This is a genomic window from Peribacillus sp. NPDC060253 (assembly GCF_042727425.1).
Lineage (GTDB): Bacteria > Bacillota > Bacilli > Bacillales > DSM-1321 > Peribacillus.
Window position 1 is genome coordinate 1 of the sequence record NZ_JBHXAS010000105.1, and the last position, 16,413, is coordinate 16,413.

Annotated in this window: 11 protein-coding genes and 3 pseudogenes; 8 read left to right on the forward strand and 6 right to left on the reverse strand. The window is 42.3% G+C overall.

Annotated elements, in window-relative coordinates:
• Window positions 1–140 precede the first annotated feature (140 nt).
• Together ACFWE9_RS20930 and ACFWE9_RS20935 are read left to right on the forward strand one after the other, a co-directional pair.
• A pseudogene (locus ACFWE9_RS20930) lies at window positions 141–632 on the forward strand (amino acid permease); the annotation flags it as partial.
• 141 nt (window positions 633–773) lie between these two features.
• Window positions 774–1,622, forward strand: a complete 849-nt coding sequence (locus ACFWE9_RS20935) for a GNAT family N-acetyltransferase (protein WP_377358585.1) — start codon at window positions 774–776, stop codon at window positions 1,620–1,622.
• Between the two features lie 148 nt (window positions 1,623–1,770).
• Here the strand turns inward: ACFWE9_RS20935 and uraH are convergent, their stop codons facing one another.
• The 4 genes from uraH to ACFWE9_RS20955 all read right to left on the reverse strand — a co-directional run bounded on the left by uraH (window position 1,771) and on the right by ACFWE9_RS20955 (window position 6,757).
• Window positions 1,771–2,130 (reverse strand): hydroxyisourate hydrolase, encoded by a 360-nt coding sequence (gene uraH / locus ACFWE9_RS20940; protein ID WP_377358587.1) that lies wholly within the window; start codon window positions 2,128–2,130, stop codon window positions 1,771–1,773.
• 9 nt (window positions 2,131–2,139) lie between these two features.
• The gene (pucL, locus tag ACFWE9_RS20945) at window positions 2,140–3,633 is read right to left on the reverse strand and encodes a factor-independent urate hydroxylase (RefSeq protein ID WP_377358589.1); all 1,494 of its coding nucleotides are present in this window, start codon (window positions 3,631–3,633) and stop codon (window positions 2,140–2,142) included.
• A gap of 15 nt (window positions 3,634–3,648) precedes the next feature.
• On the reverse strand, window positions 3,649–4,974 hold the full coding sequence (locus ACFWE9_RS20950; RefSeq protein WP_377358591.1) for a nucleobase:cation symporter-2 family protein: 1,326 nt from the start codon (window positions 4,972–4,974) through the stop codon (window positions 3,649–3,651).
• A 166-nt stretch (window positions 4,975–5,140) separates the two neighbouring features.
• Entirely contained in the window at window positions 5,141–6,757 is a 1,617-nt protein-coding gene (locus tag ACFWE9_RS20955) for a PucR family transcriptional regulator (RefSeq protein ID WP_377358593.1), read from the reverse strand.
• Between the two features lie 323 nt (window positions 6,758–7,080).
• On the opposite strand from ACFWE9_RS20955, the gene ACFWE9_RS20960 reads away from it, so the two are divergent.
• The 4 genes from ACFWE9_RS20960 to ACFWE9_RS20975 all read left to right on the forward strand — a co-directional run bounded on the left by ACFWE9_RS20960 (window position 7,081) and on the right by ACFWE9_RS20975 (window position 12,266).
• On the forward strand, window positions 7,081–8,136 hold the full coding sequence (locus ACFWE9_RS20960; protein WP_377358595.1) for a Rieske 2Fe-2S domain-containing protein: 1,056 nt from the start codon (window positions 7,081–7,083) through the stop codon (window positions 8,134–8,136).
• A 195-nt stretch (window positions 8,137–8,331) separates the two neighbouring features.
• Window positions 8,332–9,576, forward strand: coding sequence for an allantoate deiminase (allC, locus tag ACFWE9_RS20965; protein ID WP_377358597.1), 1,245 nt, complete (start codon window positions 8,332–8,334; stop codon window positions 9,574–9,576).
• A gap of 15 nt (window positions 9,577–9,591) precedes the next feature.
• Complete coding sequence (locus tag ACFWE9_RS20970) at window positions 9,592–10,854, forward strand: pyridoxal-phosphate-dependent aminotransferase family protein (protein ID WP_230157155.1); 1,263 nt, start codon at window positions 9,592–9,594, stop codon at window positions 10,852–10,854.
• Between the two features lie 32 nt (window positions 10,855–10,886).
• A complete protein-coding gene (locus ACFWE9_RS20975; RefSeq protein WP_377358599.1) occupies window positions 10,887–12,266 on the forward strand; it encodes an allantoinase in 1,380 nt (459 codons plus the stop codon).
• A gap of 167 nt (window positions 12,267–12,433) precedes the next feature.
• Here the strand turns inward: ACFWE9_RS20975 and ACFWE9_RS20980 are convergent, their stop codons facing one another.
• Both ACFWE9_RS20980 and ACFWE9_RS20985 read right to left on the reverse strand, forming a co-directional pair.
• A complete protein-coding gene (locus ACFWE9_RS20980; protein ID WP_377358601.1) occupies window positions 12,434–12,880 on the reverse strand; it encodes a PaaI family thioesterase in 447 nt (148 codons plus the stop codon).
• Between the two features lie 17 nt (window positions 12,881–12,897).
• Window positions 12,898–14,334: pseudogene (locus tag ACFWE9_RS20985) on the reverse strand (solute symporter family protein); the annotation flags it as partial.
• A 313-nt stretch (window positions 14,335–14,647) separates the two neighbouring features.
• Here ACFWE9_RS20985 and paaK point away from each other — a divergent pair.
• Window positions 14,648–15,976, forward strand: coding sequence for a phenylacetate--CoA ligase PaaK (paaK, locus tag ACFWE9_RS20990; protein ID WP_377358603.1), 1,329 nt, complete (start codon window positions 14,648–14,650; stop codon window positions 15,974–15,976).
• 115 nt (window positions 15,977–16,091) lie between these two features.
• Window positions 16,092–16,324: pseudogene (locus ACFWE9_RS20995) on the forward strand (4Fe-4S domain-containing protein).
• Window positions 16,325–16,413 lie beyond the last annotated feature (89 nt).

The window sequence follows — 16,413 nt, forward strand, 5'->3', positions numbered from 1 at the left end:
GGTATAATTACAATTATCATTAATAATCTGAAAAATCTAATAATTTAAAAGGGAGCGAATTTATGACCCAATCGATAATTGGAACGAAAAGCATGGTTGTGAGCCCTCATTATCTAGCATCGATGGCAGGAAATAAAATTCTCGAAAAAGAAGGGAATGCACCTAAGTTTCTAAGGAAAGTTAATTCACGGGGAATACCGATCAATGCTCTTTACGCTACGACAGTTATAGGAATGCTTGCCTTTCTTACTTCAGTTTTTGGGGACGGAACCGTTTATTTCTGGTTATTGAACATCTGCAGTTTATCCGGGTTTCTAGCTTGGTTGGGTATTGCCATCAGCCATTACCGCTTCCGAAAAGCTTATATAGCTCAGGGAAGGGAACTAAGCGCGTTGCCTTATAAAGCAAAGTGGTTTCCTTTTGGGCCTATTCTTGCCTTCTCATTATGTATGGTTGCAATTGTAGGACAAGACTATAAAGCGTTCATTGGGGATAAGATTGATTGGAATAGTTTGCTTGTTTCCTATATTGGGATTCCTATATTTTTGCTTTTATGGTTTGGTTACAAAATTATCAAGAAAACAAAAGTAGTTCCATTGCGGGATTGTTCGTTTTATCAAGAGGATAAGTAATCTTGTTTTTTGCATTGATGGAACATCAGGGACTATTATGGAGAGCCTACTCCACCTGATTGTTACATTCCACATACGCTAACGGTTAGAGATGGATGTCTTTATCCAAAAAGAAAAAAGTTTTAAGGAGAGGTATGTTTAATGAGCAAAATGCATCAAATGAAAAGCATAGCCATTCGCGCCCTTGAATCAAACGAAGAGCTTGAAAATGTAAGGCGGCTAGAGTCCATCATATGGAGCGAATATGAATCAACTCCTACTCATCAAACGCTTACAGCGATTAAGAATGGTGGCATAGTGCTTGGCGCTTTTTTAGACGGTGAACTAATTGGCTTTCAATATAGCTTCCCAGGATTTGATGGGAATAAGAGCTACTTATGTTCGCATATTTTAGGCATCCACCCAAATTTTAGAAAATTAGGTATCGGGGAGAAGCTCAAACTCCAACAAAGAGAAGAATCGATTAAAAAGGGATACGATCTAATCACGTGGACGTTTGATCCGCTGGAAACGGTTAATGGATATTTAAATTTTCACAAACTTGGTGCAAGGTCCTCAACCTATGTTGAGAACTGCTATGGTGAAATGCTTGACGTTTTAAATCACGGAATGCCATCGGATAGATTTATAGTGCAGTGGTGGATAAAGGATAAGAAGATTGAAAGTGAAAACCTTGAAATAGAGGATAGGTTAAGAGAAGACTCTTTGTTAATTAAAGCTTTGGTTAATCCAGACGGCTATCTTGCCCCTATGGAGATCGACTTGACAAGACATTTGGAAACGGGTTTGCTTTTTGTACCCATGCCAAGTGATTTTCAAAAACTTAAGCAATATAGTTCAGATCTAGCTTTGTCATGGAGAATGAATACCCGACATGTATTTACGCACTACTTTAAGAAAGGTTGGATAGTCATTGATCTTATTAGAAGACAGTCTGATTCTGATATATGTTTCTATGTCTTTAAAAAATCAACGAAATCGTTAAGCTAAAGATAAAACAAATAGATAACTAAGTAACCATAGAAAGCCAATTTCCGTTAATCCTGGAAGCTGGCTTTTTTAGGTTTGACTTCATCTCTCCAGAATGTGTTCAATGAGCAAAAGCAGGAGAAGGATGTATCTTTTCCGGCTTTTTTCTTTAACTTCCCCGGTACACTTGATAGCCCCATGGAGAAACGAGCAGTGGTACATGATAGTTAGAGGATGGGGAAGATAGTCCAAAACGAACGGGAACCTGGTCCAAAAAGGGTGGATCAGGAAGCTCTACGGATTTATTCCGGAAGTAATCCCCGATATGAAATACGATTTCGTAGTTTCCCATTTTAGTGCTTTCGGCGTTCAGCAGCGGGGAATCGAGCCTCCCGTCTGCATTTGTTACCGCTGACTGGAGCAGTTGCCAGCTAGCGGCGTACGATTCGGAAAAGTATAATTCTATCTTCACGTTTTCAGCAGGCTGACCATGCATTAAATCCAATATATGTGTCGTTATACCAGGCATAATCACTCCTTACCCGATGCTTTCTTTTGCCGCAGCCAGGATTTTGTTGTTTTCGAGATGTTCTTTTTTAACGGTGAAGACCTGAAAGCCATATGGCGGGCGTGGCTCAGTATATACTTTGCCTTTTGAATCCGAGATTTCGGAAACGACTGTATCCCATGTGTGGTTTTGGGATTCGAATGTCACTTCAATAAGCTGGGGAAATCTGGTTAAAATACGGCAGCCGATTTCATAAATCAAATTTTGGATGGAAGGAGTCTCCATCTCATGAAAAACGGATGTGGAAATATCGATAACCTGTTCAGCAGCTACGTATTTAGAGGGATCCATGCCGAGTGCATCCTTTTGATCCTCATAGACCCAATGAAGATTCAAATAGATGAAAAGCGGCCGGTTTCCGTCGTCGGGAAGTGTCGTATACTCATCGCGGACAAAACCTATAAATGAGTTTCCACTTACTTTGATTAATTGGAGGTCAAGGATGGAGCTGCATTGGTGAACGATTTCATTGCCATTTTCCGCGCGGATGATTTCGACTGAAGCCCTTGCCCGTTCGTTGCGTGACTTTTTGAATACAAGGTCACTCGGTTTCAATTGAGGGTCCGTTGCTTCCGTCACCGCTTCAAAAGGGATATCTTCGGCAATCAATTTAACCGTATCGATTTGGGGATATTTGTTAAGGAAGGCTTCTGAAACATATGAAGCAAATCCTTCTAATGTTGCCCCCTTGAATGTTGCGAGATGCCTTTGGATAAAGTTTTTCATCGAATCAGTTGCGACGACCATGGAATTGTCCCCGTCAGTGAAGGAGGGAAGAAAAGAAGAGCCGCCAACGGAAACTTTTACGTTAGTGCCAAAAATGATATGATCTCTACCTGAAAAAGTAGATTCTGGTATTTGTTTGATTCCGGTTAAGGGATTTGAATAGGTCCTATAGGCGAAAACATTTCCTTTCCCGTAACTAAGTGTTTGGGCGGCAGATTTATTTTTCATGAAATTCTCTCCTTCAGTTTTGATTTTATCCTTTAAACGAAATAAGGCTATTTGATAAATTTCAGACAAGGCATTTTCGAACTCGGCGGTTTCAGTGTGGTGAATCCTTGTTTTCATTGATTGATAAATGTCATTTTTATCCTTTTTGCGCACAGCCAAGATAAATGGAAAGCCGAACTTATTCATATATTGCCTATTCAAAGAGACGAAATTTTCATATTCATCAGCAGTTAGGCCCTTTAAACCGGCACCTTGCTGTTCCTTAATCGAATCTTCACTCATTTCAACTTTGTCACCAAGGCTCGGATGCATTCTGATTAACGTTAACTTTTCTTCCATTGACGAATGGCTTACAATGTCCACCATGCATTTATGCAGGATAATAATTGAAGAAAAGGGCCTGTAGGCTGCAGCTTTTTCTGCAATCCAAGGTGAATGTTCAAAAATATCCCCAAGGAACTTCGTGAATTTTTTTTCGCTTTGTGCATTTAGTGATGTAAGAGTAATCATCTTCCAGGCTCCTTTCTATATACTTTTTGCCATAATCTGATCTGCATCAGGTATGGTACTATCGACATCCTTTTTCCTGCGTGGAGTCAAGATCAAATTCAGGATGATGGCTGTCAGACTACCTGTTATGATCCCATCACCGACGACGATACGGATTGCTTCCGGCAGGCTTGAGAATAACTCGGGGACGACTGTGGCACCCAGGCCAAGTGAGATTGAACAAGCGATGACCAATAAATTAGCGTTATCCGAGAAATCGACGTCGTTCAACATTTTAATTCCAGATGAAACGACCATTCCGAACATGACTACGGTTGCGCCCCCGAGGACCGCCGTAGGAATAAGTGTAGCGAGTGCAGCGATTTTCGGTACCAGTCCGAGCCCGATTAGTATGAAGCCGGCTACAATGGTGATCGTTCTTTTTTTTACACCGGATAATTGAACGAGACCTACATTCTGAGCGAATGTACTATAAGGAAAAGCATTGAAAATTCCTCCTAAAGTGAAGGCCAGGCCCTCTGCCCGGTAGCCTTTGATAATATCTTTTTCACTCAATTCCCGACCGGTTATTTTTCCAAGAGCAAGAAATGCGCCCGTGGATTCGATTAGAATGACTGTGCCAACCAACATCATCGTAAGAATGGGGGCAATTTCAAAGGTAGGTGTACCAAAGTAGAAAGGAGCAGGGATATGGAACCAAGACGCATCGGCAACGGTGGAAAAGTCCATTCTCCCAAAAAACGTTGAAGCGATCGTCCCTAAGATGATGCCGATCAGAACGGAAATGGCGCGTATGAATCCAGTGAAGAAGCGATTGAGTAACAGGATGACAGCGAGGACACCGAAGGATAGCATTAAGTTTTCAGCTGAACCAAAGTCTTTGCTGCCAGAACCTCCAGCCATGTTCTTTATGCCTGTGGGTACTAAGGATAATCCAATAATGATGACGACGGTACCGGTCACGACTGGTGGGAATAATTTAAGCAGTTTACCAAATATGTTGGAGAAAAAAATGATGAAGAACCCGGCTGCGATGATTGCCCCATATATAGCGGAAATACCATAATTGCTGCCGATGGATATCATTGGGGTGACTGCGACGAAAGAAGTTCCTAAAACGATTGGGAGTCCTATTCCGAAGTATTTGTTTTTCCAAGCTTGCAATAATGTAGCGATTCCGCAGGTTAAAAGGTCAATGGCAATAAGGTAAGCGAGCTGTTGCGAAGTAAACCCCAATGCTCCACCGACGATGATTGGTACCAAGATGGCACCAGCATACATGGCAAGGACATGTTGAAGACCTAATGAGAAGGCCTTGGACGTGTTAATTCTTTCGTTCATAAAAAAAACTCCCTTCTCTAATTGGTTGTCATGTTATGTTACGTCATTTTGTTATGATAGTTATCATCATAATAAAAAAACTGAAAATTGTCATTAGTTAAATTAGACAATTTTTGGATGGTGATATAGACAACTTGCATAAAGTGAGGGAGGTAAGGATGGTGTTTTATATTTTGAGCAAAGATTTAATGCGAAGGGCAATTCGTATCTGGAGTGTGGTCTCTGAATCTTTTAAGCTCTTGCCGAGTAGCTCTTCACATTTCTCGAGTCTGTACACAACGGTGTTCCGGTGAACGAATAATCTTTTGGCTGTTTCGGATATTTGGCAATGTGTTTCGAGATAGACGGATAATGTTTGTAATAAGGATTGTTCCTCCTCTGTGAAAATCTTTGTAAAGCCTTGTAGGGCGAAAAGGTAAAAATTCTTTAAGTCTTCTTCTGGGATGACTCTCAACAATTCCATAATATCCTTTGTTCGGAATGTTTGGATGTATCCTGTCCTTTTCGAAAGACCTCCTTCGAGAAGGGAGTCGTTCGCTTCTTTGTAGGAGTTCTTGGTTTGTAAAAAACTCTGGCACATATGGCTTACTCCGAAAGAAATCGTGCAGTCGAACTGGTTGGATGTTATCTTTTGCAATGATTTTAGTGAGGTTTCGACATATTGGAGAACATGGGTTTCGACTTCGTTCACTTCGTATAAAAGGATGCATTTCTTTCCTTTTGTAAAGAGATGAATGGGATTGGGCGATGTACAAAGTTTATCTTCCAAAAATTCGCAAATGGAATCTGCCCTTCGGTGCAGCTGTGTATAACTTTTGGTCGATTCGGATTCATCGATCTTTCCGACTGCGCAAATATACGCTTGGTCATTATGTAAGGAAAACTCTTTTGCGCGGTTTATGATTTCCTCTTGTGAGGAGAAACTGCCATCCAGAAAATGAAGGAAGAAATCATTTCGGATATTTCGATCATGCTGTTTAAGGGCATGTTCCTTCATCGAGGCAAAAGAGATGACATTTGTGGCTTGCTCAATCGTTAGTGTAATGAGGTTATCGTTAGTCTTGATTTCTCCTGAGATCGTCAAATAGCCAAACTTTTCTTCATTCATATAGATGGGGAAAACGGTATAGGTTTGTTGATTGGAAAGAGATGAAAAGGAAAAGAATGAGGCCTTGGTTTTATGAAATCGGAATCCTTCATCGTTCATTTTTTTGATTATTGCAATAACTTCAGGTGTTGAGAACGGATGGAATATCGGTTTAAGGTACTGGTCAACTAATAGGATGGGGTATCCAATCATTTCTGATAAATGATCAAGAAGTTTTTGAATCCCTTTCCCCCGCATGATTAAGTTCGTGAATTGTTTATGGGTTTCCATGGCAAAAGTCAATTCTGCTGCCCGCTGATCCAAAATCCCCCGTAATGTATGGTTGATGATTTCCCCGAGTGATAATTCTGACGGGAGGTCGATGATCGGAAAGGATAGTTCATCGGCAAGTGCCAGTACATCTTCTGGTATTTCTTTTAAGAATCTGCTTGTCTTTATCCCGAGTGCTGCACAGCCATGGGTTGCCATCGCTTCTACAAGTGATGATAAGAGGTGTGGATTGTCCTTTAGGTGATAAGCTGTGGTTACAAGGAATTCATCTGCTTTTAAAAAGTGAATGATATCTGGAGCATCCATCATGTTAACAGTGAGGACTTCGCGGTCGATCCCTGTTTCTCCGGCAATCAATTTCATGCCGGTTAATGTGGGTAATGTTAAAAGTTCTGTTACCTTCATCTGAAACACCTCGTTCTGGAAAAATTGGATTATTGATTGTGATTTAAGTAAAGCTTTATAGGAATCCAGGAAATTGAATCGGGTTTAAATAAGTGCTTGTAACTATATATCTGAATCCTTGCGTTTGCTCACATAGTATTGCGGATTTTTACTATCATATCATACTAATCCTTTGGTATATCTTACGAATTTCGTTGTTTGGATTGTTAAGATATACAAAGATGAATTTTGATGTAAGATTTTATAACATTTAAAGTGACATATTATCCTAACTTTGTTAATATTTATAAAAATTAATGTGAGAATAAGGGGAGGCCGCTAATATGAGTGAAAGCACAGTTGCTTCAAATAAGAAAAAAAGAGTAACGCCGTTTCCGAAAGAATGCACATTCAGCAAAGGGGACTGGGACGTATTAACACAATATTGGTTTCCGGTGGCAGCAACCGAGGAAGTATCGGAAAAGCCGATGGGCATTAAACTTCTCGATGTGCATCTAGTCCTTTATCGAGCCAATGGAAAGATTATCGTTGCAAGGGACCTTTGTCTGCATCGTGGTGTTCCATTAAGTATGGGGTGGGTGGAAGGGGATAATATCGTCTGTCCTTACCACGGTTTTAGGTATGGCCCGGAAGGCAACTGCACCGGGATACCTGCGCGCCCCAATGCTAAAATATCCCCGCGTCTTTGTATTAATATTTATCCTGCGGTAGAGCGCTACGGTTTGGTTTGGACATCGATTGCGAGTGATAAAGAGAATATTCCGAGGTTACCGGCCTGGGAGGATGATGAATATTTGAACATCCTGCCGCCTTCCATTGACATTGCTGGTTCAGCCGGTCGGCAAATGGAAGGTTTTTTGGATGTGTCCCACTTTGCTTGGGTGCATTCGGAAAGCTTTGCCGATCGTAACAATCCTATCGTTCCGAGTTATAAGGTGGAAAAAACGGAGTATGGCCTACATGTGGAATACTTAAGTTCTGTCAGTAATTACGGGAAAAGCATGCAGCATTTAGAGCCTGCTAACTTTGAATGGCTGCGTGTGTTTGATATCTATCCACCGCTGGCTGCCAGGCTGACTGTACATTTCCCTGAGGACGGTAAACTTCATATACTGAATTGTGCAAGCCCGGTTTCGGCACGTAAGACAAGAATGTTTTCGCCGATGGCCCGTAACTTTGATTTAGATGCCCCGATTGAAGATACGTACGAATTCAATTTACAGATTTTCAATGAAGATAAGGAGATGGTGGAAAACCAAAAGCCGGAGGAGCTGCCTCTCGATCTACAAGCGGAAGCGCATATCGCGGCAGATAAAACATCGATCGCTTATCGTCAGCTTTTAAGGGAATTGGGCTTAGGTTCGAATTATACAAGTTGAAAAGAAGAGGGTGCCCATTTAACATGGACACCCTCTTCTTACAAGCGTATTTCCATTGGTTATTTTGCACAAAAAAATACCGAAATACTAACGAAAATGTCAATGAAGTTAAATGCGAAAGCAAGTAAAATAATAGATAACATATATTTGTGAATATTCATAACATGAATGGATAGTGAGAAGGGAAGCGATGTGATGGGCATTCAAATCGAAAAATTCAATGAAAAAGATGATGTAGCTTTGATGATCGAATGGTTAGCATCTTTCGGGGCTACGGAGAGCAATGGGGTAACCCGTTTATTATATTCCAAGGAATGGTTGAGGGCTCAACAGGCAATGAAAGCCGAGATGGAAAAGGAAAATCTGGATACATATTTTGATAGTGTAGGTAACTTGTTTGGCAGGCTCGAGGGAACGGGCTCCTCCGGCGGAACCATCCTGACCGGCTCTCATATCGATACGGTCAGGAATGGGGGGAAATATGATGGAGCATATGGGGTCATTGCTAGTTTCCTTGCGGTCAAGAGGTTGTATAAAGCCTATGGCCCGCCAAGGAAGACAATTGAAGTCGTTTCCTTTTGTGAAGAAGAAGGGAGTAGATTTCCATTAACGTTCTGGGGGTCGAGGAATATCCAAGGTATCTATGATCTTGATCATGTAAGGGATCTAAAAGATACAGAGGGAATTTCTTTTTTGGAAGCCATGAAAAAATCGGGATTTGAACCTGAAGCATATATAAGGCCTGTCCGTGATGATATCGACCGGTTCGTCGAAATTCATATAGAACAGGGGGCAGTTCTTGAAAAGAACCAGAATACAATTGGTGTCGTCAGCCATATTGTCGGGCAGCGACGTTTTACGGTAAAAATCGTTGGTGAAAGCGATCATGCGGGCACCACTCCCATGTCATACCGGAAGGATGCAGTGAGTGCAGCTTCGGAATTCATCTCCTTCTTAACGAAAAAAGCGAAGAGGATGAATCCGGATTTAGTTGCGACGGTAGGCAGGATGGATGTTAAACCTAATGTTCCGAATGTCATTGCTGGTGAAGTGGAGTTCAGTCTGGATATCAGGCATCACGAAGAAGTGATTCTTGATAAGTTTTGTCAGGAAATCTTTTCGACTTTTGATTCCTTGGCGAAAGAAGCGGAAATGCAGATGGAGATTTTACAATGGATGGATGTCAAACCTGTTGCACTGGATATGGAAATGAATCGCCTGGTCCAAAAGATTGCGGAAGATAAAAATACACCATATCAGGACATGGTCAGCGGAGCGGGGCATGATGCACAGGTGTTTGGGGCGTTTTGCCCGACGTGTCTGCTGTTCGTTCCAAGTCAGGGCGGAATAAGCCACTCGCCCAAGGAGTTTACGAGTGTTCCGGATTTGGAAAGGGGAATCGATGTTTTAAGCGAAGTACTATATAAATTAGCCTATTAAAAGGAGTTGGGTAAAATGGCATATTCAGAATTGAATACACCAGTGAGAACGATTATGACGCCAGGTCCAGTCGAAGTGGACCCGCGTGTTTTAAGGGCCATGAGCACACCGATATTAGGACAATTCGATCCTGCATTCACGACCATCATGAATGAAGTGATGGAAATGTTGCGTTTGGTTTTTCAAACGAAAAATAAGTGGGCATTCCCGATAGATGGCACATCAAGGTCCGGGAATGAGGCGATTCTTTGCAGCATCATTGAACCTGGAGATAAAGTCCTGGTCCCTATCTTTGGAAGATTCGGTCATTTATTGGTGGAGATTTGTGAGCGATACGGAGCGGAAGTCCATACGATCGAATGTCCTTGGGGAGAAGTGTTCGATCCGCAAGCTGTCATTGCGGAAATAAAGAAAGTCTCACCTAAAATAACAGCAATCGTACATGGGGAAACTTCCACTGGTTGTATGCAGCCATTGAAGGAAATCGGGTTGGCTTGCCGTGAATTGGGTGTCCTGCTTGTGGTGGATGCGGTAGCGTCAATCGGGGGAACGGATGTAAAGGTGGACGAATGGTGTATTGATGGATTGATAGGCGGGACGCAAAAATGCTTGTCCATTCCTTCGGGCATGGCACCGATCACATATAATGATCGGATAGAGGAAATCATCCAGTCCCGCAAAAAGGTAGAGCGTGGTATTGCTACCGATGAGGACAACCAAAAATTTTCAGGCCGCCTTCCCATCACAAGCAATTATTTCGATTTAGGGATGTTGCAGGATTATTGGGGACCGCGCCGTTTGAATCACCATACCGAAGCGACTTCAATGATATATGCGTTGCGTGAAGGATTGCGCCTTGTGCTTGAAGAAGGTCTGGAAACGCGCTTTGTCCGTCACGAACTCCACGAAGCAGCACTCGTGGAAGGGGTCAAGGCGATGGGACTGACGTTATTCGGGGATGTGCAAAATAAACTACCATGTGTAACTTGCATCGAAATTCCAGAAGGAATCGATGGGGAAGCTGTAAGAGCGATGCTGTTGAATGAATTCAGTATCGAGATCGCATCCTCGTTCGGTCCGCTTCATGGGAAAATATGGAGAATAGGAACCATGGGTTTCAGTTGTAGGAAAGAAAACATCCTCTTTGTGTTGGGCTCCTTGGAAGCCGTCCTTTTGCGGCAGGGCTTCAATGTGAATCGGGGAGAAGCTTTGCAGGCTGCGCTTGATGTTTATGTGGGTAAGACGGGGAACGTGGTTGCATCCAGGGGTTCTCTTTGATTTTATAAAACTATTTTGGAGGAGTGGTCTGTATGGAGATATATGATCTGATTATCCGCGACGGGTATGTAGTTTTTCCAGATGAAGTGAAGAATGCTGATCTGGCAATCCGAGATGGAGTGATTGTTAAGATCGGGGATCGTCTGGATGGTAAAGCGAAAGAGGAGTATGAAGCGAGTGGACTGCATATCTTTCCGGGTATGATTGATGTCCATGTACATTTTAGTGAACCTGGCCGCGCTCATTGGGAAGGCTTTGAAACGGGATCCCAAATGATGGCAGCGGGCGGTTGCACCACATATTTCGATATGCCGTTGAATGGCATCCCTTCAACGATCGATCGAAAGGCACTCCTTGAAAAAGGTGAGATAGGTGAAAGGAAATCAGTAATAGATTTTGGATTATGGGGAGGGTTGGTCCCGGGAAATATCGATGATTTAGAGGCGCTGGCCAAATCTGGAGTCATCGGATTTAAAGCCTTTCTCTCAGCTACGGGAAATGATGAGTTTGAACGGGCGGATGACTTCACCCTTTTACATGGAATGAAGCGAATCGCAGATTTGGGCAAGGTATTGGCCCTTCATGCGGAAAGTGATCCGATCACTCAATGGTTGAAGCAGGAAAAAGAGAAGGATGGTCTATTCAGTGCAGATGATTATGCAGCTACAAGACCTGTACAAGCAGAAGCGGAGGCTGTTGAACGTGCCATTACATATGCAGAGTTAACAGGCTGTCCACTGCACTTTGTCCATATTAGCAGTGGCTTGGCCATTGAAAAAATAGAATCAGCCAAACGACGGGGTCTGGATGTGACCGTTGAAACGTGTCCACACTATTTATTATTCAATCATGGAGATCTATTCGATAAAGGCGCAGTTGCAAAATGTGCTCCCCCACTAAGGGAACGTGAAGAACAGGAGAGATTGATTGCCTGTTTAATGGAAGGGAAATTCGATATGATTTCTTCCGACCACTCACCATGTCCTTATGAACTTAAAGACCCTGCTGCAAATAATCTTTTTGAAGCGTGGGGCGGAATAAGCGGGGGGCAATTTTCGTTGATGTCGATGATAGAATTGGCAGTACTGCACGGAATCCCGCTTCACAAAGTCGCAGAGTGGACTGCATCGGCCCCTGCTGAACGATTTGGCCTCTCTTCTAGAAAAGGGCAAATTAAGAATGGAATGGATGCAGACCTTGCGATTGTTTCCCTGAATGGGGTGCATGAAGTTTTGGATTCGAATTTTTTCGCGAAACATAAGCAAAGCATATATATGGGCCATACCTTTCCTTGTCAAATCAACGCTACTTTTAATAGAGGAAAAATGGTGTATCAGGCTGATGCAATAAGTGAAGGGGTGCAGGGGGAGTGGTTGAAAGTGATTGACTCCTGTATAGCGGTCAATAACTAGGAAGAACGTTTTCACTTTAGGATTCGGTAGTGATGAAGTATCAGGAAAGGGGGGATTCCAAATCGGGAATCCCCCCTTTATCTGCTTGACGGTTCCTAACTATGGCCTTTTCGATCAAGTGAAAAAGAACCGGACAAGTCATTGGCCTTGTCCGGTTCGAAGATTACTTATTCGACGTGGTCAACAAAATAGTGATTTTTCCTGAAAACCATCGCTTCCATCGTTGCAATCAGTTCCCTATCATTTACAACTTCTATTTTATACCAAGCAAGTTTATGGTTTTTCTTTATCTCATTTGCCCTTGCAGTTAAAGTCTCACCAGGCTTGCCAGCTGATATGAAGTTAATGTTGTTGGAAACACCGACTGCTATTTTACCATATGAATTGCTGGCAGCTGCAAACACATAATCAGCAAGTGAGAAGATAATCGCACCATGAACCGTTCCGTGAGCATTGAGCATGCGGTCACTAGGAATCAATTCAGCTTCCGCGGTGCCGGGACCGAGTTTCGTCAACTTCATTCCGAGAAATGAGGCATATGGTTCGTCCACCAGCACTTGCTTGATTTTATCGTAATGCAATTCATGAATATCCTGATCTAATTGAGTGGTCATTTGAAACCTTCCTTCCTTTAATGGTCTTTTGCAGAACTTATTCCATATCCTGTGTTAGATTTGAAGAGTACTTCCGAAAACTTGTTCTCCTCATCTTTTGGCTTTGTCAAGACTGTGCCTAAATAGGCTCCGATAAAGCCAAGAGGCACGGTGAAAATAGTCGGGTTGCTCATCGTGAAGAGGGGATCTCCTGTGAAAATACCCATTCCAGGCTCAGGATTCCATACAATAGGACTGAGCATGACCAGTATAAGGGAGCTGATTACCCCGAATAGCATTCCGGTGATCGCTCCGGTTGAGTTGAATCTTTTCCAATATATTGTACATAGGATGATCGGCAAATTGGCACTGGCAGCTATTCCTAGTGCAAGAACAGAAAGGAAGGCGACATTCAACGATTGTGCAAATAAAGCGAGTAAAATCGAAATGACCGCTACGCTTATTGAGGCCAAACGGGCAACAAGAATTTGCTGTTTTTCCGTAATGTTTCCGTCTTTGATGATTTCGCCATATATGTCATGTGCAAAAGCGGATGCAGACGTTAAAACAAGACCGGATACAACCGCTAAAATCGTCGCAAATGCCACAGCAGAAACGAAGGCGAATAAGAACTCACCGCCCACTGTTAATGCAAGAAGTGGAGCGGCCATGTTCCCGGCCGAGTTTGCTTCAACAATTCTATCAAAACCAACGAAAGCAGCAGCCCCGAAACCTAGGAAAATCGTCATGATGAAAAATATTCCAATAAACCAAGTGGAATATACGACGGATTTCCTGGCAGTAGCTGCGTCCTTCACTGTAAAGAAGCGAACGAGCAAATGTGGAAGGCCTGCTGCTCCAAGGACAAGCGACATATTAAATGAAATCATGTCAAGTCCATCGGTGTATTTATTGCCAGGATTCAAAAAATCATTACCAAGAGGTGTTGCGGTTTGAACATGATGGAACATTTCTGAAATGTTAAAATTAAAACGGGAAAATACAATGAACGTCAAAACAGCGGAACCGCATAGTAAAAGAACAGCTTTGGTGATCTGCACCCAGCTTGTCGCTCTCATTCCACCGAAAATTACATAAATCGTCATCAATACACCAACTAGAAGGACGGATAGCCAGTAATCGATGCCGAGTAATAGTTTAATTAATCCTCCTGCACCAACAAGCTGTGCAATCATGTAGAAAATTGAAATGACCAATGTGTTTGCGGCAGCTATCCCGCGCACTTTTTTCGATTTGAAACGCGCTGAAATCATGTCTGCCAACGTATATTTCCCTAAGTTACGAAGTGGTTCCGAAACAAGATACAATAAGACAAGGAATGCTACAAGGTTCCCGATGCTCATATAAAAGCCATCAAAACCAATCAGGGCAATCGCACCAGTAATCCCTAGGAAAGAAGCGGCTGACATAAAGTCACCGGCCACGGCCAATCCATTTTGCCATGCAGTCAATCCGCAGTTTGGTTGTCATGATTTTCAGCTGAATGACCCATTTTAACCGGTGATTCCATAATAAGCCCCCTTTTTAATTGTAGTACGGTTTTAAAACGAGTACTAAGAAATATGATATATCATTGTTAAAGTAACATAGTCAGAAAATTATGTAAATTAAAAAAGTTTTGTAAAATTATATAAAACATGATTGACATCGTTAAAATGACGTATTAATCTTAAAAATGAAGCATAACAATATATTTAAATTCCGTTTTAATATCGTTATGAAAGAGAAGTCGGATGGAACACTAGCTAAATTGAGGGGGCTGAAACAATGTACAATCCTGAAGTTGAAACGGCAAGCCGCGCTGAAATGGAAAGTCTTCAAACGGCACGACTAAAAAAAACGATTAGCCATGTATACGAAAATGTACCTTATTACAGAGAAAAGTTTGAAGAATTGGGCATTGATCCAGAGGATATTCAAACTTTAAGCGATGTATCAAAGCTTCCATTTACAAAAAAACAGACTCTTCGTGACCAGTATCCGTTCGGTTTATTTGCCGTCCCAATGGAAGATGTAACACGCATTCATGGTTCATCCGGAACAAGCGGGAAGCCTACCATTGTCGGGTATACGAAAAACGATTTGGAAAACTGGGCAACGATCGTCGCACGTGGAATCGTGGCTGCTGGAGGACGCAAGTCAGATATATTCCATAACGCATACGGATATGGTCTGTTTACAGGCGGACTGGGCCTCCATTGCGGTGCAGAAAAGTTAGGGGTTGCCACTGTTCCTATTTCAGGGGGGAATACCGATCGCCAGATTACGATCATCAATGATTTTAAACCGCGTGGGATTTGTGGAACCCCTTCTTATATATTGAATATTGCAGAAAAGATGGAAGAGATGGGGCTTGATCCAGCCAATAATGGGCTTGAGTATGGGATTTTCGGAGCTGAGCCGTGGTCAGAGGAAATGAGGGCTACGTTAGAGAAGAAACTGAATTTGAAAGCAGTCGATATTTATGGATTAAGTGAAATCATGGGGCCGGGAGTTGCAATTGAATGCCATGAAGCACAGAATGGACTGCATATCGCAGAAGACCATTTCCTTGTTGAAGTCATTAATCCGGATACGCTTGAACCAGTTGAGGACGGCGAGGATGGGGAACTTGTCTTTACAAGCCTTACGAAGGAAGCGCTTCCAATCATTCGTTATCGTACAGGCGATATTGCCTCGATTACCCATGAACCATGTACATGCGGACGTACCACAACAAGAATGTCCCGTGTTAAAGGCAGGACGGATGATATGATCATAGTCAGGGGAGTGAATGTATTTCCATCTGAAATTGAGCGTGTGTTATTCCAAATAGAGGGAATTGTTCCTCATTACCAGATACACCTCATCAAGAAGGGGAATATGGATTGTGTTGAACTGCATATAGAAATTGAAAGCGGTTTCTACAAAGAGATTGAAGAAGACTTAGCACATATAAAAGTAGAGAAATTAAAGAAAACGATTCAGCATCATATGAAATCCACATGTCTTGTAACGATGGATATTGTTGTTAACATTCCAAAAAGCATTCCGCGTTCAGAAGGAAAAGCCATTCGTGTCGTGGATAAACGGAATGATGAAATCATTAGCGTATGAATGGGGCAGTGGGTAAACGGGTGTATGAACAAGAAAATGCAGTGGACGTTACGATAATTGGACGGTAGGAAAACAAAGAAAGAATTAATGAAATAGAGATAAGGAGGAAGGCATCATGGCTAAATATGCAATTGTGGATCAAGAAACTTGCATTGCTTGCGGTGCATGCGGTGCCGCTGCGCCGGAAATCTTTGATTTGAGGGAGTCGCATTCGTCATTCTGGATGAAAATGAAGGAACCGCAGAAGTCGAGGAAGATTTATTTGATGACTTGGATGATGCACTGGAGGGCTGCCCAACAGAGTCCATCAAGGTGGAATCGTCGCCGTTTAACGTATTAGTTGAATAAAAGACTGGTCCAATTCCGATATTTTCCTTTTATTTAGTAAAAAGACAGAATAGTGTTGCATTTAATATAACAATAAAATATAATAACGT

Coding starts and splice junctions, on each gene's coding strand:
- ACFWE9_RS20935 (WP_377358585.1), top strand. CDS start 774: ATGAGCAAAATGCATCAAATGAAAAGCATAGCCATTCGCGCCCTTGAA.
- uraH (WP_377358587.1), bottom strand. CDS start 2,130: ATGCCTGGTATAACGACACATATATTGGATTTAATGCATGGTCAGCCT.
- pucL (WP_377358589.1), bottom strand. CDS start 3,633: ATGATTACTCTTACATCACTAAATGCACAAAGCGAAAAAAAATTCACG.
- ACFWE9_RS20950 (WP_377358591.1), bottom strand. CDS start 4,974: ATGAACGAAAGAATTAACACGTCCAAGGCCTTCTCATTAGGTCTTCAA.
- ACFWE9_RS20955 (WP_377358593.1), bottom strand. CDS start 6,757: ATGAAGGTAACAGAACTTTTAACATTACCCACATTAACCGGCATGAAA.
- ACFWE9_RS20960 (WP_377358595.1), top strand. CDS start 7,081: ATGAGTGAAAGCACAGTTGCTTCAAATAAGAAAAAAAGAGTAACGCCG.
- allC (WP_377358597.1), top strand. CDS start 8,332: ATGGGCATTCAAATCGAAAAATTCAATGAAAAAGATGATGTAGCTTTG.
- ACFWE9_RS20970 (WP_230157155.1), top strand. CDS start 9,592: ATGGCATATTCAGAATTGAATACACCAGTGAGAACGATTATGACGCCA.
- ACFWE9_RS20975 (WP_377358599.1), top strand. CDS start 10,887: ATGGAGATATATGATCTGATTATCCGCGACGGGTATGTAGTTTTTCCA.
- ACFWE9_RS20980 (WP_377358601.1), bottom strand. CDS start 12,880: ATGACCACTCAATTAGATCAGGATATTCATGAATTGCATTACGATAAA.
- paaK (WP_377358603.1), top strand. CDS start 14,648: ATGTACAATCCTGAAGTTGAAACGGCAAGCCGCGCTGAAATGGAAAGT.